Source organism: Nitratireductor sp. GCM10026969 (assembly GCF_042660605.1).
Classification (GTDB): domain Bacteria; phylum Pseudomonadota; class Alphaproteobacteria; order Rhizobiales; family Rhizobiaceae; genus Chelativorans.
This window is the reverse complement of the sequence record NZ_JBHSUM010000011.1, coordinates 43,820-65,008: the sequence shown is the minus strand read 5'-3', so window position 1 is coordinate 65,008 and position 21,189 is coordinate 43,820. Positions and strand designations below refer to the sequence as shown.

24 protein-coding genes and 4 pseudogenes are annotated in these 21,189 nt (G+C 61.6%); 16 read left to right on the top strand and 12 right to left on the bottom strand.

Going from position 1 to position 21,189, the window contains the following annotated elements; genetic code table 11:
- Positions 1–201 precede the first annotated feature (201 nt).
- Together ACFP9U_RS04920 and ACFP9U_RS04915 are read right to left on the bottom strand one after the other, a co-directional pair.
- On the bottom strand, positions 202–399 hold the full coding sequence (locus ACFP9U_RS04920; RefSeq protein ID WP_378619477.1) for a hypothetical protein: 198 nt from the start codon (positions 397–399) through the stop codon (positions 202–204).
- 3 nt (positions 400–402) lie between these two features.
- Positions 403–735, bottom strand: a complete 333-nt coding sequence (locus ACFP9U_RS04915) for a hypothetical protein (protein WP_378619476.1) — start codon at positions 733–735, stop codon at positions 403–405.
- Positions 736–1,397: 662 nt separating this feature from the next.
- On the opposite strand from ACFP9U_RS04915, the gene ACFP9U_RS04910 reads away from it, so the two are divergent.
- A complete protein-coding gene (locus ACFP9U_RS04910) occupies positions 1,398–2,348 on the top strand; it encodes an IS481 family transposase (protein WP_378619474.1) in 951 nt (316 codons plus the stop codon).
- 92 nt (positions 2,349–2,440) lie between these two features.
- On the opposite strand, the gene ACFP9U_RS04905 is transcribed toward ACFP9U_RS04910, so the two are convergent.
- Entirely contained in the window at positions 2,441–3,196 is a 756-nt protein-coding gene (locus tag ACFP9U_RS04905) for an SDR family NAD(P)-dependent oxidoreductase (RefSeq protein ID WP_378619472.1), read from the bottom strand.
- A gap of 40 nt (positions 3,197–3,236) precedes the next feature.
- On the opposite strand from ACFP9U_RS04905, the gene ACFP9U_RS04900 reads away from it, so the two are divergent.
- Positions 3,237–4,241 (top strand): cupin domain-containing protein, encoded by a 1,005-nt coding sequence (locus tag ACFP9U_RS04900; protein WP_378619470.1) that lies wholly within the window; start codon positions 3,237–3,239, stop codon positions 4,239–4,241.
- 592 nt (positions 4,242–4,833) lie between these two features.
- Here ACFP9U_RS04900 and ACFP9U_RS04895 read toward each other — a convergent pair.
- Positions 4,834–5,331 (bottom strand): MarR family winged helix-turn-helix transcriptional regulator, encoded by a 498-nt coding sequence (locus ACFP9U_RS04895; protein WP_378619468.1) that lies wholly within the window; start codon positions 5,329–5,331, stop codon positions 4,834–4,836.
- A 118-nt stretch (positions 5,332–5,449) separates the two neighbouring features.
- On the opposite strand from ACFP9U_RS04895, the gene ACFP9U_RS04890 reads away from it, so the two are divergent.
- Entirely contained in the window at positions 5,450–6,082 is a 633-nt protein-coding gene (locus ACFP9U_RS04890) for an isochorismatase family protein (RefSeq protein WP_378619467.1), read from the top strand.
- A 128-nt stretch (positions 6,083–6,210) separates the two neighbouring features.
- Positions 6,211–6,459, top strand: coding sequence for a hypothetical protein (locus ACFP9U_RS04885; RefSeq protein ID WP_378619465.1), 249 nt, complete (start codon positions 6,211–6,213; stop codon positions 6,457–6,459).
- 64 nt (positions 6,460–6,523) lie between these two features.
- On the opposite strand, the pseudogene ACFP9U_RS04880 reads toward ACFP9U_RS04885, so the two are convergent.
- Positions 6,524–6,673 (bottom strand): annotated as a pseudogene (locus ACFP9U_RS04880) (SDR family oxidoreductase); the annotation flags it as partial.
- 272 nt (positions 6,674–6,945) lie between these two features.
- Positions 6,946–7,857 carry a LysR family transcriptional regulator gene (locus ACFP9U_RS04875; RefSeq protein ID WP_378619464.1) on the bottom strand — a complete coding sequence of 304 codons (912 nt, stop codon included), beginning with the start codon at positions 7,855–7,857 and terminating at the stop codon, positions 6,946–6,948.
- 107 nt (positions 7,858–7,964) lie between these two features.
- Between ACFP9U_RS04875 and ACFP9U_RS04870 the strand changes: the two genes are divergently transcribed.
- The 7 genes and pseudogenes from ACFP9U_RS04870 (at position 7,965) to ACFP9U_RS04840 (ending at position 11,996) form a co-directional block, all read left to right on the top strand.
- Complete coding sequence (locus tag ACFP9U_RS04870; RefSeq protein ID WP_378619462.1) at positions 7,965–8,828, top strand: SDR family oxidoreductase; 864 nt, start codon at positions 7,965–7,967, stop codon at positions 8,826–8,828.
- 34 nt (positions 8,829–8,862) lie between these two features.
- Positions 8,863–9,336: an SRPBCC family protein gene (locus ACFP9U_RS04865; protein WP_378619461.1), complete on the top strand. Its 474-nt coding sequence runs from the start codon at positions 8,863–8,865 to the stop codon at positions 9,334–9,336.
- Positions 9,337–9,377: 41 nt separating this feature from the next.
- Positions 9,378–9,911, top strand: a pseudogene (locus tag ACFP9U_RS04860) (alkene reductase); the annotation flags it as partial.
- Between the two features lie 53 nt (positions 9,912–9,964).
- On the top strand, positions 9,965–10,546 hold the full coding sequence (locus ACFP9U_RS04855; protein WP_378619459.1) for an SDR family NAD(P)-dependent oxidoreductase: 582 nt from the start codon (positions 9,965–9,967) through the stop codon (positions 10,544–10,546).
- Between the two features lie 83 nt (positions 10,547–10,629).
- Entirely contained in the window at positions 10,630–11,100 is a 471-nt protein-coding gene (locus ACFP9U_RS04850; protein ID WP_378619458.1) for an alpha/beta hydrolase, read from the top strand.
- Between the two features lie 2 nt (positions 11,101–11,102).
- Positions 11,103–11,558 carry an alpha/beta hydrolase fold domain-containing protein gene (locus tag ACFP9U_RS04845; RefSeq protein ID WP_378619455.1) on the top strand — a complete coding sequence of 152 codons (456 nt, stop codon included), beginning with the start codon at positions 11,103–11,105 and terminating at the stop codon, positions 11,556–11,558.
- A 30-nt stretch (positions 11,559–11,588) separates the two neighbouring features.
- On the top strand, positions 11,589–11,996 hold the full coding sequence (locus tag ACFP9U_RS04840) for a DUF2000 family protein (RefSeq protein ID WP_378619454.1): 408 nt from the start codon (positions 11,589–11,591) through the stop codon (positions 11,994–11,996).
- A gap of 25 nt (positions 11,997–12,021) precedes the next feature.
- On the opposite strand, the gene ACFP9U_RS04835 is transcribed toward ACFP9U_RS04840, so the two are convergent.
- On the bottom strand, positions 12,022–12,633 hold the full coding sequence (locus ACFP9U_RS04835) for a TetR/AcrR family transcriptional regulator (RefSeq protein ID WP_378619452.1): 612 nt from the start codon (positions 12,631–12,633) through the stop codon (positions 12,022–12,024).
- Between the two features lie 139 nt (positions 12,634–12,772).
- On the opposite strand from ACFP9U_RS04835, the gene ACFP9U_RS04830 reads away from it, so the two are divergent.
- The gene (locus tag ACFP9U_RS04830; protein WP_378619450.1) at positions 12,773–13,903 is read left to right on the top strand and encodes an FAD-dependent oxidoreductase; all 1,131 of its coding nucleotides are present in this window, start codon (positions 12,773–12,775) and stop codon (positions 13,901–13,903) included.
- Between the two features lie 66 nt (positions 13,904–13,969).
- Here the strand turns inward: ACFP9U_RS04830 and ACFP9U_RS04825 are convergent, their stop codons facing one another.
- The 3 genes and pseudogenes from ACFP9U_RS04825 to ACFP9U_RS04815 form a co-directional block, all read right to left on the bottom strand.
- Positions 13,970–14,497 carry a TetR family transcriptional regulator gene (locus ACFP9U_RS04825; protein ID WP_378619449.1) on the bottom strand — a complete coding sequence of 176 codons (528 nt, stop codon included), beginning with the start codon at positions 14,495–14,497 and terminating at the stop codon, positions 13,970–13,972.
- Positions 14,498–14,728: 231 nt separating this feature from the next.
- Positions 14,729–15,994: pseudogene (locus ACFP9U_RS04820) on the bottom strand (integrase core domain-containing protein).
- An 18-nt stretch (positions 15,995–16,012) separates the two neighbouring features.
- Complete coding sequence (locus ACFP9U_RS04815) at positions 16,013–16,339, bottom strand: hypothetical protein (protein ID WP_378619447.1); 327 nt, start codon at positions 16,337–16,339, stop codon at positions 16,013–16,015.
- Between the two features lie 252 nt (positions 16,340–16,591).
- On the opposite strand from ACFP9U_RS04815, the pseudogene ACFP9U_RS04810 reads away from it, so the two are divergent.
- A pseudogene (locus ACFP9U_RS04810) lies at positions 16,592–16,798 on the top strand (2Fe-2S iron-sulfur cluster-binding protein); the annotation flags it as partial.
- Between the two features lie 6 nt (positions 16,799–16,804).
- Here the strand turns inward: ACFP9U_RS04810 and ACFP9U_RS04805 are convergent.
- Both ACFP9U_RS04805 and ACFP9U_RS04800 read right to left on the bottom strand, forming a co-directional pair.
- Positions 16,805–17,749 carry an NAD-dependent epimerase/dehydratase family protein gene (locus tag ACFP9U_RS04805; protein WP_378619445.1) on the bottom strand — a complete coding sequence of 315 codons (945 nt, stop codon included), beginning with the start codon at positions 17,747–17,749 and terminating at the stop codon, positions 16,805–16,807.
- Positions 17,746–17,886, bottom strand: coding sequence for a hypothetical protein (locus ACFP9U_RS04800; protein ID WP_378619443.1), 141 nt, complete (start codon positions 17,884–17,886; stop codon positions 17,746–17,748). Before ACFP9U_RS04800 ends, ACFP9U_RS04805 begins: the two co-directional genes overlap by 4 nt.
- A gap of 74 nt (positions 17,887–17,960) precedes the next feature.
- Here ACFP9U_RS04800 and ACFP9U_RS04795 point away from each other — a divergent pair, with 74 nt between their 5' ends.
- The 3 genes from ACFP9U_RS04795 (at position 17,961) to ACFP9U_RS04785 (ending at position 21,175) form a co-directional block, all read left to right on the top strand.
- Entirely contained in the window at positions 17,961–18,623 is a 663-nt protein-coding gene (locus ACFP9U_RS04795; RefSeq protein WP_378619481.1) for an EAL domain-containing protein, read from the top strand.
- Positions 18,624–18,925: 302 nt separating this feature from the next.
- Positions 18,926–19,615 (top strand): LuxR C-terminal-related transcriptional regulator, encoded by a 690-nt coding sequence (locus ACFP9U_RS04790; RefSeq protein WP_378619442.1) that lies wholly within the window; start codon positions 18,926–18,928, stop codon positions 19,613–19,615.
- 279 nt (positions 19,616–19,894) lie between these two features.
- Positions 19,895–21,175 (top strand): CheR family methyltransferase, encoded by a 1,281-nt coding sequence (locus tag ACFP9U_RS04785; RefSeq protein ID WP_378619440.1) that lies wholly within the window; start codon positions 19,895–19,897, stop codon positions 21,173–21,175.
- The last annotated feature ends 14 nt before the right edge of the window (positions 21,176–21,189 follow it).

Sequence of the window (21,189 nt, the reverse complement as noted above, 5' to 3'; positions counted from 1 at the left end):
CGACCTGTCTTCGTCCGAAGCCTTCAGGACCCGTGACCGAAGATCCCCGCTCAGTGCTCTTCCCATCATCCACCTCCGTCAAAGTGGAGGTTGAATCAGAACAACATGACGCCGTCACATCACAATCGATTCATCAATCAAAGGACGTGCTCTAGAGCGGATCCCTGTCGACAAGGGCTACCGCGGGCATGATTACTAGGGTCACACCGCGTCGTCATTGCCGGCCAGAGGCGCGGGCTCACCACCACCATCCGCCAAGAGCACAAGCGGCGACCCGATATCGACGCCACCATCGGTCACTTGAAAACCGATGGCAGGCTTTCCCGCAACCACCTGCTCGGTAATGATGGCGACGCCGCCAATGCCAAGCCGGAGGGACATGCCCCGGAAAGATGTCATGAATTAACGCGAACGAAGGACGGTATGGCGGCTTCCTAAAACGACATGTGTTTTTGTCCTGAACTGCTGAACTCGCATTTGCCGGGCGAGCGAGGCATACCAGGATGTCTCGCTGATCCGCTCCAACTGGGTCATTTCAATTCGGACCAGTCGTCCGTCCTCGATCGTGACGATCCTGTCGGCGAGATCAACAATGCGGGGGTCATGCGTGACCATCACCGTCGACCACCCGCGACTATCCCCAAGCGCCTTGAGCATCCGCACTACCTGAAGTCCAGCATCCCTGTCCAGCGCGGCGGTGGGTTCGTCGGCGAAAACGATCTCCGGGTTCGACACTAGCGCGGCAGTGCGACGCGGTCCTTGACGACTTCAAGCATCTACTTGCCGTCTCCATTTTTTGGCCCGGTCTATTGCATCTGAGCACGCTGTTCATCGGTCCACGGTGGCAGCATCCCAACCTGAGAGGCCGCGAAGTCTGCCAGCCGTGCGACCGGCCAAATCTCTCGCAAGCCAGATATTCGGCTTTCCGCCAAGGCTGGACTTGAGGGGAGACCTTTGAAGGACGTCTTACCGGTAATCAGCATCTTGGAAAAATCGCTGCCGAAGCTCGCCGCGCCGGTTGGTTCGTTCGCATTGGTCGCTTGGTCAGTAGCGCGTGCAGCAACGCCATAAGAATCCGGGCGTGATCAGCTTGTCGGGCGGGCATGAAGAAATACAATGGCTTGCGCTGGCGTCAGTTGGTGCACCGGTGTGCCAAGAACCAGGAAGCATCACAGCAATAGTCCGGGTCGGGATTGGCGCGAATTGGTGGCCTGCCTCGGCGCACTTCTCGGCTTCGCGCACCATCTGCCTGTAGAAAGCACAACGTCGATCGACCGTTGACCAGCAGGATTGGGACGCACTTGGAGCTTCGGGGCGGATTCCGTTGCACCACCTAAAAAGTGTTTAATCCCGCATTTTGATGGTGCAATCTTTTCCCATGAATGGAAGGAGGCACTATGGGACAAGTTCACCACGGGAGCGCCACGACGACAGCGGCAGTCCGTCGAGCGATACAACATGGTCAAGAGAGCCTGAGGACACTGGCCAGGCGCTACGGGATCAACCAGAAGACTGTGGCGAAATGGAAAAAGCGCACATCGGTTGCCGATTTGCCGACCGGGCCGAAGGAACCGCATTCCACGGTGCTATCGCTGGAGGATGAGGCCGTCATCGTCGCCTTCCGCAAGCATACGCTGCTGCCGCTCGATGACTGCCTCTATGCCCTTCAGGCGACGATCCCGCATCTGTCCCGATCATCGTTGCATCGCTGTCTGGAGCGTCATGGCATCTCGCGGCTGCCCGATGTCGAAGGCGACAAGCCAGTCCGGAAGACGTTCAAGAGCTATCCGATCGGCTACTTCCACATCGACATCGCAGAGGTGCAGACGGCTGAGGGCAAGCTCTATCTGTTCGTGGCCATCGACCGGACATCAAAGTTCGCTTTCGCCCAACTCCATCTCAAAGCCGGCAAGATGATTGCGGCGCAGTTCCTGCGCGATCTCGTCGCGGCGGTGCCCTACACCATCCACACCGTACTGACCGACAACGGCATCCAGTTCACCAACCACGCCCGTCACAAATATGCGTTCCACCACATCTTCGACCGGGTCTGCGACGACAACGGCATCGAACACAGGCTCACCAAAATCAACCATCCGTGGACGAACGGACAGGTGGAACGGATGAACCGGACCATCAAGGAGGCGACTGTCAAGCGCTTCCACTACGACAATCATGACCAACTGCGCCGGCATCTTCAGGACTTCATCGACGCATACAACTTCGGGCGAAGGCTGAAGACGCTCAAAGGCCTCACACCTTACGAGTTCATCTGCAAACGATGGACTTCAGAGCCGGATCGATTCATCCTCGACCCAATCCATCAAATGCCGGAACTGAACACTTAGTTTGGGCACGCGCTGCAAGACGACGATGATCAGATCGAAGGTCAGACATCCCGGAGTCCGTCCGCCGGCCCGGGCCGGCGGACTTAGTTCGACTACCAGGGGTAGGTTTCGTTGACCGAACCGGTGAAGGTGCCTGTTGGGTCTTCGCTGCTGAGGGCCACACGAACGGCTTCGGCAGCCCCTTGCTGGACGGTCTCGGTGCCTTCGTAATTGTTGAGCGCGGTGCTGGTGAAACCCGGGGTCACTGCATTGACCTTTATACCTTCGGATTCGAGATCGATGGCAAATGCCAACGTAATGGCGTTGAGCGCGGTTTTGGAAGCGCCATAGCCCGGATTAAATGTCGCCCGATAGGGATTGGGCGTGGAATTGATGGTGAGCGAGCCGAGGGCGCTCGAGACGTTGACGATGCGTGCGGCTTCGGACTTGCGCAGCAGCGGCACGAAAGCCTGAGTAACTGCCAGGACACCAAACACATTGGTCTCCCAAATGGTCCGAACCTCTTCCACCGAGATGAGCGTTGCCCGAGAGCGCTGAATATAGTGCTCCATGGTCTCGCTTTCCTGCCCATTGGCCCGGGAGATCGCGGCATTGTTGATGAGGATGTCGAGGCGGCCGAACTGCTGTTCGACTTGTGCGACCGCGGCATCGATCGAAGCCTTGTCGGTCACGTCGAACTGGATGGGCTGAACATCTCCGTCGATGGTTTGAGCTGCGGCCTTGCCGCGGTCAAGGTTGCGCGATGCGAGCAGCACGGTGAGGCCGCTGGCAGCGAGGTCAGTTGCGATCTGAAGCCCGATGCCTTGATTGGCACCGGTGACGAGCGCGATGCGGGAGTTTGAGGTCATGATCTGATCCTGTTGCTGATTGGACCAACAGGACATGGTCATGGGCGTCTGGACGTTCTATATTCAAACGTCCAAGAAAGTGTCGTGTGAGTCCATAATGGCCGATCCCCTAGCGCAGATCGTCGGTTTGCTGCAGCCGGGCGCGCCGTTCTCCAAGTGCGTCACTGGCTCAGGACCGTGGCGAGTGCGGCGGACGCAGTCGCCCAATCCCTATTACCTCGCCGTGCTCAAGGGGAGCGTGCGTTATTGGGATCACCAGAGCGGCGAGGTGATCGTCAATGCAGGCGACTTCATCCTCATCCCTTCGGCGCAGGACTTCATGATGTGGAGCGCTGTGCCCAGCAGCGACAAGGACATGGTGACAGATCCGGTAATCTTGCCGGGAGGCGGATATCGCGTCGGCAGCGTCGATGGTCCGACCGATATGCGGGCGCTTGTCGGTTACTGTATCTTCCAGTCCGAGGATGCGGTCTTGCTATCCTCGCTGTTGCCCAAACTGGTGGTCGTGCGTGGCGAGCACCGCCTGGCCATGCTGATGCAGCTGCTGGGCGAGGAGGCTGTGGGGAATAAGCCGGGGCGGGAGGTCGTGTTGCAGCATCTCCTTGAAGTGCTGCTGATCGAGGCGTTGCGGACAACAGCCGAACCGGGCGACTCCCCGGGGTTGCTGCGCGGCCTGTCGGACGAGCGATTGGCAGTGGCAATTCGGGCCATGCATGCGGAGCCCGGGCGCGGCTGGACGGTGGCAGAACTGGCGCGTGAGGCGGCGGTGTCCAGATCGGGCTTCCACGACCGATTCCAGAGCGCGGTGGGAATGGCGCCGATGGAGTACCTGACAGCGTGGCGGCTGACTTTGGCAAAGGATTTCCTGCGCAAGCGGGAGCTGAGCGTGAACGCAATTGCCCGGCAAGTCGGCTACAGTTCGGCCAGCGCCTTCAGCGTAGCCTTCGCGCGAAGCGTGGGTGTGTCCCCGGTACTCTATGCGCGCGAGGCGGCTGCGGCATCCGCTGGCAGGGCGGCAGAGGAATTCGCAGGCGCCATCGCTTGATGGGGCTCGCCGCGCTTGTCCCTTGAAAGAGGGAGCAATCTCGAAAGGGGTCGCTGGCTTGTTGGGCGAATCTTTGCGTGTTCTCCAAGAAAATATGAAGGCATAGAACTTGAGCTGAATCTCTGCGGAGGATCGGGACTTCGGCACCGAGGCGAGAGCCGCCGTGTCGATGGCTCCGATGGCGCTCCGAAGGGGAAGGTCTCAGGGTTCGAATCGCGGGATGTGCCATCTTCTCTAGAGAGAGTTATTCCTCCAAGACTGTTGCGTCAGCTTCACGTCGGAGCGCGCGGTTCGAATGACAGAGTCCGCACAAGAGCGTTGGCGTTTTGCATGTCTCTCAGCGCGCGAAATTGGCTGGCACAAAGTTCATTTCAGCTCAGAAGGGAGACGACGCGTTCGCGAACCCAGCGCAGGCAAGGATCGTCGGAGGATCGATCGTGCCAGACCATGCAATAAGCGAATGGCGACCGGGTGTTTGCCCAGACAGATGCCGACGATCACACCTGTGCTGGCACGTCGCTCGGTCACTCTCCGGAGCTCGTTAATGTGCTGCTTTCCTCAATGGCCTTCAGAAAGTCACGCAGTCAGCCAATCAACTGCATCCGTCAGCGCTGAAGGTGGCAGCAAAATCGCTATTCCCAACCTGTCGGAGTGCCGCGAGAAATCCATCCCGACTACTGGCGGGAATGCTCGCGAGCAGGGCATTCTCTATGTCAACTACCGCCGCCGTAGCTGCCGCGAGCACTTCCTCTCCCTTGTCGGTTATGCGCAGGAGCTTCGCTCTTCGGTCACTTGGATCCGGCGTCCTGACCACCAGTCCTGATCCTTCAAGCTCGTCCAACAGGCCAACAAGGACACTTTTATCGAAAGCGCCCAATCGAGCTATCTCAAGCTGGGACGCCATGGGTTGCTCGGCGATCGCGGTGAGCACAACATAGCCACGCAATGACAGCTGGTGCTCACGCACAACCCGCTCTTCTATACTTCCTAGGCCTCGTGCCAGCCGCACCGCGCACCAGTGCAGGTCCTCCGCGAGGGCACGTGACGTGCTAGGCGCCGAGTTCGGCGGCGCTGATTTCGATTCAGGCATGGCAATCTCCTTGGGTCCACACCTAGCCCGTCGAACTTTGAAAATCAAGATAATCCGTCATTGATATAGTTTGTGAAACAAACTATATGATTTTCATATCAACCGAAGGGGCTACTCCATGACTCAAGAAATGCTCACTCCAGAGAATACAACCGTGATCCTGATCGATTATGCGGTGGGGTTCGCGAATCTGCTGCGATCCCACGACCTTTCCACCCATCTGAACAATGCGGTTGCCCTGGCAAAGCTTGCTATCAACTGGAAGACCGGGCTGGTCGTGACCAACGGCGTTCCCTCCAAGCCTACTGGTGCGCTTTATCCGGAGCTCGCCGCCGTGATCGGCGATCATCCTGTCATCGAAAGGCCGGCCCACTACAATTCCTTCCTCGACCAGAATTTCAAGGCTGCCGTCGAAGCGACCGGGCGCAAGAAACTGGTCATCGGCGGGGTCTCGACCGAAGGTTGCGTGCTTCAAACGGTTCTTGGTGCCCTGCGCGAAGGATATGAGGTCTACGTTGTGGTTGATGCCTCGGCCAGCCTGTCACGTGAGACCCACGGAGCGGCGGTGCAGCGCATGATCCAGGCGGGAGCCGTGCCCGGGACCTGGTTCTCCGTCAGCGGCGAGTTCCTTGTTGATCAGACCGCACCCCAGAGTACGATCCATCAAAAGCTGATGACCGAACATGTTCCGGAGATGAGAATGGGCGTGCTGCACTACAAGTCCGCGCAAGCACAAGCGCTCAAAGCGTGACCAGGTCATCATTCGTATTTCGATCTGCTCGCCGAGCTATGCGACATGACGAAAAACGGAACTCTGCTGCCGGGGCGATAGGCCCGGCACACCTTCAACGAACTGCTTGTTTCAGCAAGGAGCCGAAAATGATCGCGGCCAAACACCAACAAACTTTGTTCCTCATCATCATGACCTTGATGATGAGTCTCACTCTCTCCGCCTTCTTCTTTGTTCTAGAGGGCAAGCTTGCATCTATGGAACTAGGGGAGGCTGTGGTTACCTGGTTCCCGCGCTTTCTCAAGGTCTATGTCGCGGTGGTGCTCGCCGTCATTGTCATCTCGCCTTTGGCTAAGAAGCTCACCATGGCTTTGATCACCAAACCGGAAAGCGCCTAGCAGCCGCGTGGACTTCAAACCGGTGGCATTCGAGATTGGAACGGACCAAATCAGACACTGCGCATCACCGCATCTCGGCGATGTTGTAGCCACCGTCGACGAGGATGCTCTGCCCGGTCACGAAACGTGCCTCGTCCGTGTATAGCCAGACGGCCACGTCGCCGCCCTCGTCAGGCTCTCCAACATGCTTCAGCGCCGCATGGACAGCGGCGGCCGCAAACCCTTCCCGGTATGCCCTCGCTCATCGGCGTACGGGTCAGGCCAGGGCTGACATTGTTGATCCTGATGCCATCCCCACCGCCCTCAATGAGAATCGGCGCGGCCGATTCTCGTGCCGCCTCCGGTGACCAGAACCACCTTTGCCGGTCAATAGCGTCATGGTGTTCGGTTGAGTGTTCATCATCGCTTCGCCTCTCGATCCTCGTGATGACACGAAGCTAGCTAATGGGGATGTGAGGGGCGATACGTCGAACCTCGCCGAATGTTTCAATACGGCGCGGGCGGCGACCTTCGGAGATAGGCCGCAAGCTCGTCCGGCGTTCCTTTTGGGAATGCCTCCCGCAGATAATCGAGGAAGGCCGATACGCGCGCGCTCAGCAGCCGGCGCGTGGGATAGAGCGTCCACAAGGCGATCTCCGGTCCCTCCACGTCGCCCCAGTGCACCAGCGTGCCGTCAGCAAGGTCGTGAGTTACGAGCGACACGGGCAGGCGTGCGGCGCCCACACCCGTTCGTACCGCATCGCGAACCATGATGAGTGATGACAGGCTCAACACCGGATTGACCGTGATCTGCGATTTGCCCGCCGGCTTCGTCACGTTCCAGACATCGCCTTGTCTGGCCGGACCCCGAACGACGGCGGGCACAGCCGACCCATTTGCCGGCGGTGTCATGCAAGGGCTCGCCACGACCACCAGCCGATCGCGAAGGAAGACCCGTCCGACGAGGCTCTCATCCGGCTCCGGGTTGACGCGGATCACCAGGTCATAGGCTTCCTCGACCATGTCGACGGACCGGTCTTCGGTCGTCACCTCAAGCCGGACCTCCGGGTGTTTGAGCGTGAAACCGGCGGCGAGCTTGCCCATCGCGGTTTGAGAGAAGAGCAGAGGTGCGCTGATGCGCAATCTGCCCCGCGGGCTGTGCCCACCCGACGCGATTGTGGAGGCCGTCTCGTCAAGTTCGGTGAGCAGTTGGCTCGTCCGCTCGAACAGCGCCCGTCCCTCCTCGGTCAGCTTCAGCGCGCGTGCGCCCCGCTCGAACAGGCGAAGCTCAAGGCTCGCTTCGAGTTCCGCAACGCGGCGGGACAATGTCGCCTTGGGGCGCCCCGCGGCTCGGGATGCCTTTCCGAACCCGCCATGACGAGCGACCAGGTTGAAATCGGCGAGGGCAAGAAGATCCATGATCTGTTCCACCAGTGAGACGGTCTGTCCATATATAGCGTCTATCGCATTAAATGTGGATCGCTAATTTGAGAACAAGCAAACAACTGAACTCAAGGAGCAACACCATGACCATTCTCGTAACCGGCGCGACCGGCAATGTCGGAAGCAATGTCGTCGAACAGCTCGTCAGCCGCGGCGCCGATGTCCGCGCTCTTGTCCGCGACCCGTTGAAGGCAAGCCTCCCCGGCGGCGTCGAAATCGTCCAGGGCGACCTGCTCGACGTCGACTCGCTGCGCGGCGCCATGAAGGGCGTCTCCACGCTGTTCCTGCTGAACGGCGTCGTCGCCGACGAGTTCACCCAGGCGCTGATCGCGCTCAACGTCGCCCGCGAAGCCGGGATCGAGCGGATCGTCTATCTGTCGGTGATCCACAGCGACATCTACGTCAACGTGCCGCACTTCGCGGGCAAGTTCGGCGTGGAGCGGATGATCGAGCAGATGGGGATGGGCGCCACCATCCTACGCCCCGCCTATTACATGGACAACGAAATCACGATCAAGGACGCGATCACCGGCTACGGCATCTATCCCATGCCGATCGGCGACAAGGGCCTCGCGATGATCGACGCCCGCGATATCGGCGAGATCGCCGCGATCGAGCTGATCCGTCGCGAAGAATCGCCCACGCCGCTCCCGCTCACCCGCATCAATCTGGTCGGCCCGGATACGCTGACCGGCGCGAGCGCCGCCGCGATCTGGAGCGACGTTCTCGGCCGCGAGATCGCCTATCCGGGCGACGACACCGCCGGGTTCGAGCAGAACATGCGCCAATTCATGCCGGGTTGGATGGCCTTCGACATGCGCCTGATGGCCGAACGCTTCGTGTCCGACGGCATGCTGCCCGAGGCCGGCGATGTGGACCGGCTCACCACGCTGCTCGGCCGTCCGCTGCGCTCCTACCGCGATTACGTCGTGCAGATCGCCGGCTGACGGCCACCAATCCACACCAACAAGGATAACTGAAATGATTTATTCGACCGCTACCGTACCGGTGAACCCGGAAGGCGAAACCAGACTGACCCGCGAGCAGGTCTGGAAGGGCCTTGAGCTCAAGGCCCGCGACGCCCGGCTGTTCCTTCCGCCCGGCCTCTGCACCCGCTGCGACGTCACGGAGGAGAGCGCGACGCACTTCGTCCGTGACGCCACGATCGCCGGCGCCGACCTGCGCGAGATCATCGTGCTCGAGCCGCAGCGCAAGGTCACCTTCTTCCAGGCGACCGGCCCGCGCGAAGGCGCCATCGTCAACGAATTGTTCGAGGACGAAGCAGGCGCGCTTCAACTCAAATTCTACTGCTATCTCGGGCTGCGCGACAAGGAGCCGAACGGCCCCGAGGAACAGGCCGAGCAGAAGCAGTTCGACAGCGACAAGGGCTACAAGGCTGCTCTGCTGTCCACGCTGAAGCGCACCCGCGAGATGCTCGCCGAAGGCAAGCTCTGATCCTCGCGCTCCCCCTCATCCAGTAACTCAGGAGAACTCCCATGACCGATCTCTGGTCCCCGATTACGCTCGGCAGTCTGCAACTGCCGCATCGCTTCGCCATGGCGCCGATGACCCGCAGCCGGGCCAAGCCCGACGGCACGCCCGGCGACCTCGCACCCGAATACTATTCCCAGCGCGCGACGATGGGCCTGCTGATCACCGAAGGAACCCAGCCGTCCGCGGACGGGCAGGGCTATCCGAGCACGCCAGGAATCTACACCGACGACCATGTGGCCGGATGGCGCAAGGTGACGGACGCCGTCCATGCGGCCGGAGGCCGGCTGTTCGTTCAGCTCATGCACGTCGGCCGCAGGTCCCATCCGGAAAACACCGAGCATCATCGCCAGCCGGTCGCCCCTTCGGCGATCGCCCCGGGTGAAGACATGTTCACCAGCAAGGGCATGCTGCCGGTTCCGGAGCCCCGCGCGCTCACCACCGCCGAGGTTCGGCAGACCGTCGCCGACTACGCCTATGGCGCCGCTTGCGCGATCGAAGCCGGCGCGGACGGCGTCGAAGTCCACGGCGCGAATGCGCCAGCATCGCGGCGTTCGCCGAAAAGCTCGTCACCGATTTTCCCGGGCTCAACGTGCTGTTCAACAGCGCCGGCATCATGCGCATGGAAGGGTCGCTCGACAAATTCCGCGATCTGGGCGACGCCGAGGCCTCGGTCACCAGCAATCTGCTCGGCCCGATCCGGTTGACCAATGCGCTGATCGAGCATCTGGGCCGCCAGAGCGTCGCGGTGATCGTCAATGTCAGCTCGGGCCTCGCCTATGTGCCGCTGGTGATCGCCCCGACCTATTCGGCGATCAAGGCTGCGATCCACAGCTACACGGAATCGCTCCGTGCGGTCCTGAAGGGCAAGATCGAGGTCATCGAGCTGGTGCCGCCCGCGGTGCAGACGACCCTGACCCCCGGCCAGCAGGATAACGAACGCTTCATGCCGCTCGACACGTTCGCCGACCAGGTGATGGCGCGTTTCCAGCAGACGCCCACGCCGCGCGAGATCCTGGTGGAAGGCGTCGATTCATGCGCAACGCCGAGGCCGAGGGGCGCTTTGACGATACGCTGGCGGCGATCAACCCGTTCCTCAAATAGGCGCAACCGGCCGGACCGCGATGGCGCGATCCGGCCATGGCTACCCGCTTCTCGGCCGCCGTCGACCTGAGACACTGCGTCTCCCGCCGCTGCCCGAAACGGGCGAGCGCGATCCAGCATCAAGCACAAGGAACAAGGACAAGGACAAAAGCGATGACCGTTATAACCCACGACGAAAGCCTCAAGGACCGGGTGGTGATGGCGGCGATGCGGGCCGCGCTGGCGGTCTCGCCTGCACCGGAGCCCAAGCCGGAGAGCCGCGCCGCATACGACAAACTCATGGCCCAGGGTCCAACCGCAGCCTCGGTCGAGATGAGTCCCGGAGAGGTTGACGGCATTCCAGGTTGGTGGTGCCGGCCAGCGAACGCGGCGCCGCGGCAGGCGATCCTCTACCTGCATGGTGGAGGCTATGTGGTCGGCTCTGCTGCCGCCTATCGCGGGCTCGGCAGTCAGATCGCCGAGCGCACGGGCGTGGCCACCTTCGTGGCTGACTACGCGCTTGCACCGGAGCGCCCTTTCCCCGCCGCCTATGACGATGCGCGGCGGGCGCTGGACGCGTTGATGGCGGTGAACGACGGAAAAGTTGCCGTCGTAGCGACTCTGCCGGAGGCGGACTTGCCCTGAGCTTGCTGGTCAATCGACATGCAGGGCAGGCGCGGCCGGTCGCCGCGGCGGTTTTCTCGGCCATGATCGACACAACCCTGTCCAGCCGCTCGCTCAAGACCCGTGCGGACAGAGATCCGATCTTGTCACGTGAGACAGTGCAGATGGCGGTGCAATTCTACCTCGGCGTCGGCGATCCATCCGATCCCCGCGTGAACGCCTTGTCAGGGGATTTTTCTGGCCTCCCGCCGATCCGTATCGACGTCGGGGACGAGGAAGTGTTGCTGGACGATGCGTTGCAGTTCCACGAGCACGCGGAACGGAGCGGGCAAGCGTGTGACGTTCACGTCTGGAAGGGCATGATGCACGTCTTCCCTGCAAGTGTCGCGACGCTGGAGGCGGCTACGGAGGCACTGAACGATGTGGCTTCGTTCCTGCGGCAAGAGCTCGGCCGAACGGCAGCGCCGCTGCCCGTCTAGCCGGCCCGTTGAACAGCAGGAGCTGAATGGATGTTCGACACCAAGGTAGCCATTCTCGTGCTTGACGAACTCGAGCTGTGGCAGAAGCTCAATGTCACCGCGTTCCTGGCTACCGGGATCGCGGGGAGCGCCCCGGAAGCAATGGGGGAGCCCTATGTGGATGCGGCGGGAGCTCGCTACGCCTCGCTGCTGGGCCAGCCAATCATGATCCTGGCGGCTGACCGGGGCACGCTGCTCCGCGCGTGGCGGCAGGCGCAGGAGAGGGGCCGGATATGCGCCGCATATGTCGAGTCGATGTTCTCGACCGGGCACGACGCGGCCAACCGCGAGGCTTTCCTTTCCGAACCCGCGGAAGAGCCGGCGTTGGTGGGCATCGCGCTCCGCGGGGCCAGGAAGGACGTGGACAAGGCGACCAAGGGAGCCAAGCTTCATCCGTGAGTTCGATCACCTCGGGGCCGCCCGGTCAGCGGCTAGTATCGATCCCCGCGAGAATGAGGTCGATACCCGCCATGAACTGTTCGCGATCGTCGTGTTCGGGCAGGAGCGGTGCGACGTGGTGGATGAATGGGTGCTGCTCGGGGTCGAGCTCCACCCACTTGGCAGCAACGGCTCTCAAGGCGGTCGCTCGATCGCTTGCGTCGCGAAAATGACGGGAGGCGACCGCATATTGCGCGGCAAGACCAAGCATGAAGCTCAGCAACGCCGTCGCGGCGTTGAAGCGCCCTCTCTCGGGGACGCCGAGCGCGACGACCTGCGTGCCTAGCCCTTCCAAGATACGCAGAACCGCATACTGAAACGGATTCCCCGATAGCTGCGCTCCTGCCCAAGGATGGCTGTCGATGGCGTCGAACACTCCCTGGGAGAGGGCGCGGATAGCCTCCTGTGGAGACAGTCTTTCGACGTCCTGCGGTTCGAACCGGACGATGACCTGATCGGTAGCCGCCGCCAGCAGTTCGTCTTTGTCGGCGACGTGCCAGTAGATGGCGCCACTGCCGGTCGCTAAGCGCGCGGCCAGTGCACGGAAGGTGAGGCCGGCATCCCCCTCCTCATCCAGAATGTCGATCGCGGCCTGCACGATCCTGTCCTTGGAGAGCGCACTCCCACGCCGCCCCGACGGTTGTGTGGAATCAGTCATGCCCCTTCTTGACACACCTGGAACGCTGTTCCAATTGTGGAGGAGTGGAACGCCGTTCCATTAATTTGTGGAGTAAAGCATGACCTCTGTCACGATCATTGGTGCGGGCCTTGGTGGACTGGTCCTCGCGCGCATCCTTCACCTCAATGGTATCCCGGCGTCGATCTACGAAGCCGACCCATCTGCTGATGCCCGCAAGCAAGGCGGCCAGCTCGACATCCACGCCGAGGATGGCCAAGCCGCGCTCGCTGCTGCGGGTCTGAGCGAAGCTTTTCAGGCGATCATCCATGAAGGCGGTCAGGCGACGCGCCTGGTCGATGCTCAAGGCGTGTTGTTGTTCGAGCAGGGTGATGACGGTTCGGGCGGCCGTCCGGAGGTGCTGCGAGGGGACTTGCGTCGCATCCTTCTCGAGTCCTTGCCTCAAGATGCGGTTCAATGGGGACGCAAGCTCACTGCCGTCGCTCCGCTAGGTCGCGGGCAGCATGCCCTGACCTTCGAAGATGGAACGAGCGTTACAAGCGATCTGCTCGTCGGCGCAGATGGTGCCTGGTCCAGCGTGCGCTCGCTGCTTTCGGATGCTGTGCCGGCGTATCTCGGCACTTCCTTCGTCGAAACGTGGCTCCTCGACGTGGACATGCGCCATCCCGCAACAGCGGAAATGGCGGGTGAGGGCGCCATGTTCGCGCTTGTGCCCGGTCAAGGCATCTTCGTCCATCGTGAGGCCGGTGCCGTCCTCCACGCCTATGTGGCACTGACCCGCCCGCTCGACTGGTTCGAAGCCATCGACTTTTCCGAACTCGCGATCGCCAAGGGGCGGATTGCGGCCGAGTTCAAGGGGTGGGCGCCGGAGCTCACAGCCCTCATCACCGCTGCGGACACTCCGCCGGTGCTGCGGCCGCTCCACGCGCTGCCTACGGGACATCGGTGGGCACGGGTGCCGGGGGTGACGCTCATCGGTGACGCTGCACATCTCGCGCCGCCGGCAGGTGAGGGCGCGAACATGGCGTTGCTCGACGGTGCCGAGCTCGCGGCCGCCATCGTGGCGCACCCGGACTCGGTCGAGGCGGCGCTCGCGGCCTTCGAAGCAGCGATGTTCCCACGCGCCGAGGCTGCAGCCGCGGTTTCGCACGAGATCCTGGCGCACTGCCTGGATGATCGAGCTCCTTTCGGGTTGATCGACTTCTTCCAAAGCGCAGCGCGTCAGGCGTAAATCCGACTGCTCCGCTCCACCGAGTCTCCAACCTCGATCCTCAGGAACGGACGAGACCTTTCCAGATCAATTCGCCGACGACAGGTTCTGCAACTCGGCAAAGGCGTGATCGAGATGATCGGCCAGTCCTGAAGCAGGATCAGCAAACCACGACCTGAACGCGTAGCTCAATACGGCCAGTCCGGCCTGAGCCGCCAGGTCGGCTCGCTTGGGCTCAACCCCGTGCTTCCGCAATGCATCGGCTACCGCGTGCACGAGCGCGGCATGCTTGGCGAGCTCACGTTCCTGCAACGCGGGGGTTGCGGCGATTATGTGCTGTCGGGGTTCGGATACCCGGCGATTCTGTTCGAGCGGTTCGACGATGGAAGAAAATGCCTGCCGGAGCATCTCGATCGGGGGGAGCCCGAGCGGCAGCTTCGCGATAGCGTCGGAGAGCGCGGCGCTCAGGGTGCCCTGGCCATCGAAGAGGACCTCGCGCTTGTCGGGAAAATGACGAAAGAACGTCCGCTCGGTAACGCCCGCCCGCGCGGCGATCTGGGCGGCCGTGGTCTGGTCGAAGCCATTCTCGCTGAACAGCTCGAGCGCAGCAGTCATCAAGCGTTTGCGGGCGTCTTCGCCATTGCGTGGCATGGGATGAGCATAATGTATTGTCAGTCGCTGACGTTTTGATAGGAGATCGGCAATGCGTGTTTTCGTCACCGGGGCAACGGGTCTGATCGGTTCGGCATTGATGGGCGAACTCACCCGGCACGTGTCCGTCGTCAGGGTTTTTGGGACAATTTCGGCGTGAGCTAACGGAGGCTCTGGCCCATCAGGGTTGTCATTTTAGGCGGCCGCTTCACGATGAAGCAAGCGGCGTTGTTTGATGGTTTCGCGTTTGATCCTTTCCCTTTCCAGCGTGATGATATCGCCGCGCCCGAAGTAGACGTCGGCGGGGGTGAGGTTGCCGAGGCTCTCGTGGTAGCGGCGATGGTTGTAGTGCTCGACGAAGGCCTCCACCTGCCGCTCGAGATCGCCAGGCAGAAAGTAGTTTTCCAGCAGGATCCGGTTCTTGAGCGTCTGATGCCAGCGCTCGATCTTGCCCTGGGTCTGGGGATGAGACGGTGCTCCGCGGGTGTGCTCCATGCCTTTGCCGGACAACCAGGCGGCCAGATCGGAAGAGACGTAGGACGGGCCGTTGTCGGACAGGAGCCGCGGCCGCTGTACCACCCTGGTGCTGTCACAGCCGGAAGCCTGCAGCGCCATGGTCAGCGTGTCGGTGACGTCCTGCGTCTTCATCGTGGTGCATAGCTTCCAGGCGATGATGACCTTCAGATAGGTGAAGTCGGTCTGCCAGAGCTGGTTGGGCGCCGTCGTCTTATCATGGAACTCGTTGGCGGCCTTGATGACGATGAAGGCTGGGCTGGTGATCAGGTCATGGGCCTTGAGAAGGCGATAGACGGAGGATTCCGACACGAAGTAGCCCTTGGTGTCGGTGAAGGTGACCGCCAGTTCGCGTGGCGACAGCTCCGGCTCGTTCAGCGCCAGCTCGATGATCTGATCGCGCGTCTCCTCGGGAATGCGGTTCCAGACCCGGTTCGGCCGAGGCCTGTGGTCTTCCAGCGCATCGACGCCGCCGGCACCGGGGAATGCCGAGCTTCTGCAATGTGCGCCGCGCCGACAGGTGCGATCGCTCGACCAGCCGGATGATCTCGAGCTTCTCGGATGCGGGATACCTCATTCGTCGTCTCCCCCATCCGCGATCATGCTTTTTTTAAGCAGTCTAAGCTCCAAGGCCTGTTCGGCGACGACCTCCTTCAGATTGCGCGCCTCCTTGCGCAGCACCTTCACCTCATCGCTGGTCGCGGCGCGCGCCGTATCGCCTGCCAGCCGCTTCTTGCCCGCTTCGAGGAATTCCTTCGACCAGGTGTAATACAGGCTCTCGGCTATGCCTTCGCGGCGGCATAGCGCTGCTATCGACTCCTCGCCGCGCAGGCCTTCCAGCACGATGCGGATCTTCTCCTCCGCCGAGTACTGCTTGCGGGTCGCGCGGCGGATGTCCTTGATGACCTTCTCGGCCGACGGCCTCGTCGCTCCCGGTTTCTGTCTCATCTTCGCTCCTATGAAGGGCTACGATGAGCCAGAAATCCTCCCTTCCCAGTTAAGCCGCTTTGGTCCCATCAGTGCTGACGCCGGACAGTCGGGGACAAAGCGTATTTGCTCCCATTCCTCCTCGACGCTCGGCCAATCTTCGGGCTTCGTCACCGATGCGTCACCAACGTTCACCTGCCCGAGGATCGCCGCCAGTAGGTATATCCACTCAAACTCGAGGTTCATCATCTCGATTTGCAGTTCCTTCATTTTCCCCATAGCTAATCCTCGAATGATCTCATGCAGGGCAACATAATAGAGATTGTCAGTCAGACAGTAGATCGCGGGTGCCCGAATGGTGCGCAAGGCAGCCGCCGCGAAGACCGTTCAGTGCCGATCTGCAACATTTTATTGCCATGGCTGGAGCGGGGCCGCCAACGGAACGGAAGTCTGCGGACCGGACGACATGCTGCGCTATTTTCGCAATGATCTGGCAGCCAGGGGCGTGCTGGATTTCGAGATTTTCTTCGAGCGGTTCACCGCCCCCGGCGAAGCGCCATCGGAGATCTTCAGCCCCGGAAGGTCGTCTTCAAGTAGTAGGATAAGACGGTCACATGGACGCCTGGCGACGGCTTGCTGCTGGATCTTGCCGAAAAGAACCGGCTGACGGTACCTGCCGGTTGGCGGATCGGACAATGCGAAAGCTGTGCGGTGTCCGTAGTCGCCGGCGAATTCGGCTATTACACCGATGTAGAGGACACGGAAGCCGACCGCTGCCTCTACTGCGAGGCCTATCCCTTGAGCGACACCACTCTCGACATCTAGGAATCGTCAGAACGACTTTCTCGCACCGCCTGCTGCGCCCTGATTAACGTCGAGAGGCGTCAGCGAGAATCCGAGCACACTTTGCGCCAGCGCATTGGAGAATCGGTGAGCGAACGGGAGAGGCCCCGGCCTATCGCGTAGCGCGACGGAAAGCCCGGGTGTCATCCGATTGAGGTACTGGCGAATATCCTTGCCGGACATGTCATGGCCGCCGGAATTCAAGATGCGGGCTGGCAAGGTGTCGGCCTCGACCGCGAGCAGGAAGAGGCGCGCGGCGTCCTCGTCGGAGATAAGACTGATGCGCTGTTCCGGCGAAAGCGGAATCTCGATGCTCGTGCCGGGTTCCGGCCGCTCGCACAGCGCCGAGGTCCACTTGGTAAATCCATGGCGGCGGCCCGGTCCAAATATGACGCTGAAGCGAAAGCCGCAGACTTCGATCCGCGACGCATATTGCGCGATTAGCACTTCGTCGAAGGCCTTCATGGCACCGTACAGTTCGGTGTGGTGCGGCGGCGGGCAGCCGTCCTCCTCGGCGATCTCCCGGTCGCCGTAATAGTCTTGGCTCGGACCGTAGGCGCCGATGGAGCCGGCGTGGAGATAGCGCCTGACCCCGGTCTCTAATACAGCGTCGAGGCAATTGATTTGCCCCGAGAGATTGACGGCGACCGCGCGTCCGGGATTGGCCGCAAGCGCGGGGCCGACCACATAGGACAGGTTGATGATCTGTGAGGGCCGGATACTGCCGACTGTTTCGAATACGGCCTTCCGGTCCGCGACGTCGAGGCTGATGACACTACCTTGCGCCGCGGTGCCCTCCGAAGAGGCAATGTCGGCGGCTACGACCTTCAGCCCGGCCCCGCGAAGCGTTCTGCACACGACGCGGCCGAGGAAGCCGTCCCCGCCGATGACGAGGATCGGGCCGCCGGGCCCGGAGATCGCCGGTTGTGTCATGGACGCAGGACTTTGAGGAGGCGTCTGTCTTCCTTGTCGAACCCGCCGGCATAGACCGACGACGTCATGAAATGCGCGCCGAGGATTTCCGGCTCCATGTCCGCGATGGGATCGAAGACCGTCGAGTACAGGTTCATCTCGACGCGCCCGGGAATGGGATCGGTGTAGGCGAGAGGCGTCTTGCGGTAGACGACGTCCTCATAGGCCGGCTCTGGCCGTTCCGGATGCGGCAGACCATCCGGTTCATAGCGCCATGTCGCCTATTGTCGTGATCTCGGTGGCCGAGGAAGCCGGTCTGATCCTGCAACTGGGCGACTGGATCCTCAGAGAAGCCTGCAGAATGCTCGCGAGAACCGACCTCCCGTTAATGTCGGTGAATGTTTCCGCCGTGCAGCTTCGCGACGAGCATTTCGCCGAGCGGTGCCTCGCTATACTCCGCCAAGAAAACGTCGCGCCGAGGCGCATCCAATTGGAAGTCACGGAAACGGTGCTGATCGAAAATCCGGATCTCGCAATCAAGACTTTCGAGGTGCTGCGCAAAGCCGGAGTCTCGATCGCCATCGACGACTTTGGTACCGGCTACTCTTCGATGAGCTATTTGCGAAACTATCCAGTGGACCGTCTGAAGATCGACCGTTCCTTCGTGCAGGCACTCTCGGAAAACGATCAGGGCCGCGCGATCGTCGGTGCGATGCTCGATATGGCCCATGCATTGGAACTGCAGGTGATAGCAGAGGGCGTGGAGACCGCCGAACAGTGCAAGCTTCTGCGCTCGCTCGGCTGCCGGGAAATGCAGGGATACCTCTTCTCGCGCCCCCTCGATGGCGCGCAATTCCTGAACGATCTGCAGCAGGGACTGAAAGTATCCGCCTGAACGGTGGGCGGAAACGCCGCTTCTAGATTGGGAGAGGCGCGAGGCCTCTCCCTTGGCGTTTCCGCGCCGGTAGCGGATAATTGCGTGCCTTTGGATGCGGGCTGCGATTGAAGAACTGCATCATGTGGGCGCATTCGATGCCCGTGAAAAGTAACCACTTGGTAAGGCTGTGAAACCGCCGAGTTGCACTGGCGGAACCTTGTTGTCTACACTGGGTTAATCCAGAGGAGGAGGAGCCGGACCGAAATGATGACGATTCCTTATCTTGCTGGAGCCCGGGAGATATTCTTCTGGAGCGCGATATGAAGACCGATTCGGGGCCTTCGACTGCGCTTATTGCGGATGATGATGAATTTTTCCGAATTGCGCTGCGGACGATCCTGAAGAGCGAACTGGGGTTCGCGGAGGTGATCGAGACGGGATCGCTTGAGGAGGCGGTCGAACAGCTTACCGTAAACGACGAAATTGCCCTGGCACTCTTCGACTTGGCGATGCCGGGCATGAAGGATGCTGGTAGCCTGGAGGCGGTCCGTGATTTTCGCCGTGATATGCGCATCGCCGTCGTTTCCGCGTCGACCAGGAAATCCGACATGCTGACGGCGCTGTCCGCGGGGGTCCATGGTTACGTGCCCAAGGGGCTGGGCGCCGCGGAACTGGCCGCGGCCCTCGGGCGCGTCTTGGACGGAGCCATCTATGTCCCACCCGAGATCGCTGCTCGCGACAAGAGCGATGAGGTGAGGGAGGAGCCGGAGCCGTCGAGGGAACCGGAAAGCCGCGTCATCGGCAGCCTGACGCCCCGACAGCGGGATGTCCTGGTCCTTCTCGTCGACGGCCTTTCGAACAAGGAGATCGCGCGCAAGCTGCAGCTCGGCGAGGGAACGGTGAAAATCCACTTGGCCGCACTGCTTCGCAGCCTTGGTGTCAGGAACCGCCAAGCCGCCGCCGCCACCGGGGCCAGGCTTCTTTCAAACCGGCAAGGGGAGTCCCGCTAGCCGCATGCCCACGGGTGCCAGTAGGCCATCTGGCCGAATAGGCGATACCGGGAAAGAGGTGCAGACTTGAGATACATAATAACAGCGGGCGAACGATGCAGTCAGTCACCACCTGCCGGAGAAGCGCGGCATACCTGAGGTTGGAAGCGGAACAATCCCGGCACCGCGTCGCCTCAAAGCCGCAACTGCGATCTCCTGATCTCACCCGTCGCGGCAAAGGTGGGACTCGACGTCGCTCCGCTTGTGAGACGTTTACTGGCCCGCAGCATGATAACGCTTATGGAACGCCACAGAATGGACGATCCGGCGCTTCTGCTCGAGTGCCTCGAATTCGACCCGACGCTGGCTGGTGAGATCGTATCGGGGATGACCATCGGCGAGACATATTTCTTTCGCGATCCCGGCCAGTTCGATCTCATCCGCGATGAGGTGCTGCCGGAACTGCAGCGAGCGCGACCGGCAGGCTTACCCTTGAAGATATGGAGCGCAGGGTGCTCGACGGGCGAGGAAGCTTATTCGCTCGCGGTACTCGCCGAGGAGATGGGTCTCGGCGACAAGGTGCAGATTACCGGAACCGACGTGTCCGGCAGTGCCCTGCGGAAAGCTGCGGCTGCGCGTTATGGCCGACACTCGCTGAGGGGTGGGGCGTCGAACCGCATGAGCCCCTACCTCGTCCCATGTGGAGAACAACTGCGTGTGAGTGAACACTTGAGAAGCCGGATCCGGTTCGGCAATTTTTGTCTGGGCAGGGACGAACTCCCTTCTCCGGCCCAAGGTCTCGCCGATCTCGACCTGATTGTGTGCCGCAACGTACTCATCTATCTGATGCCGGACATGGTGGAGCGCATCGCGCGCCAGTTCTATCAATGCCTCGGAACGGGGGGCTGGCTCCTGCTTGGCCCCTCCGATCCGCCGCTTTGGGAGTATGCTCCATTCACCACGTTCACCGCACGCGCGGGCGTTCTCTACCGGCGCAACCCGGTAATGCCGGAGCCCGGCACACTAGTTCGCGGTAACACGTCCGTCCGTTCAAAGCCGTCAATTCCCACCCTCTACGATGGTTGTCCGGCATTGGAACGCATTCGCGACATGGAGCCTGTCGGCAGCCGGCTGAAAGAAGCAAGCCTGACGCCCGGCGAAGGCCCGATCGTGCGCCGCATTCTGTCGACGCTGCACGGGGGAGCAACGGACGTGGCCGCAGCGCTCGCCGCCGAAGCGACCGGAAAACACCCCCTTTCAGCCAGGCTGCACCATCTCCACGGCCTCGTCCTGATGGCGTTGGGGCAGTACGAGAACGCAGCCGCCGCACTCCGGCAGATTCTATATCTGAACAGGAGCCTCCCCGTCGCACATTTCCTCCTCGGAAAGTGCTGCCTGCCCAATGACCGCAAGGTTGCCCTTCGCGCCTTCGAGACGGCTCACGCGCTCTGTGCGGGCCGTCCGCCCGACGAGCGTGTGGAACTGATGGAAGGCTTCAGCGCCGGCCAGTTCGCCGCCCATATCGGCCGCGAAATTGCCGCTTTGAAGCGCTCGCTACAGGATGGGGCTGATGCCGGTTGAGAAAAAAAGAGGGC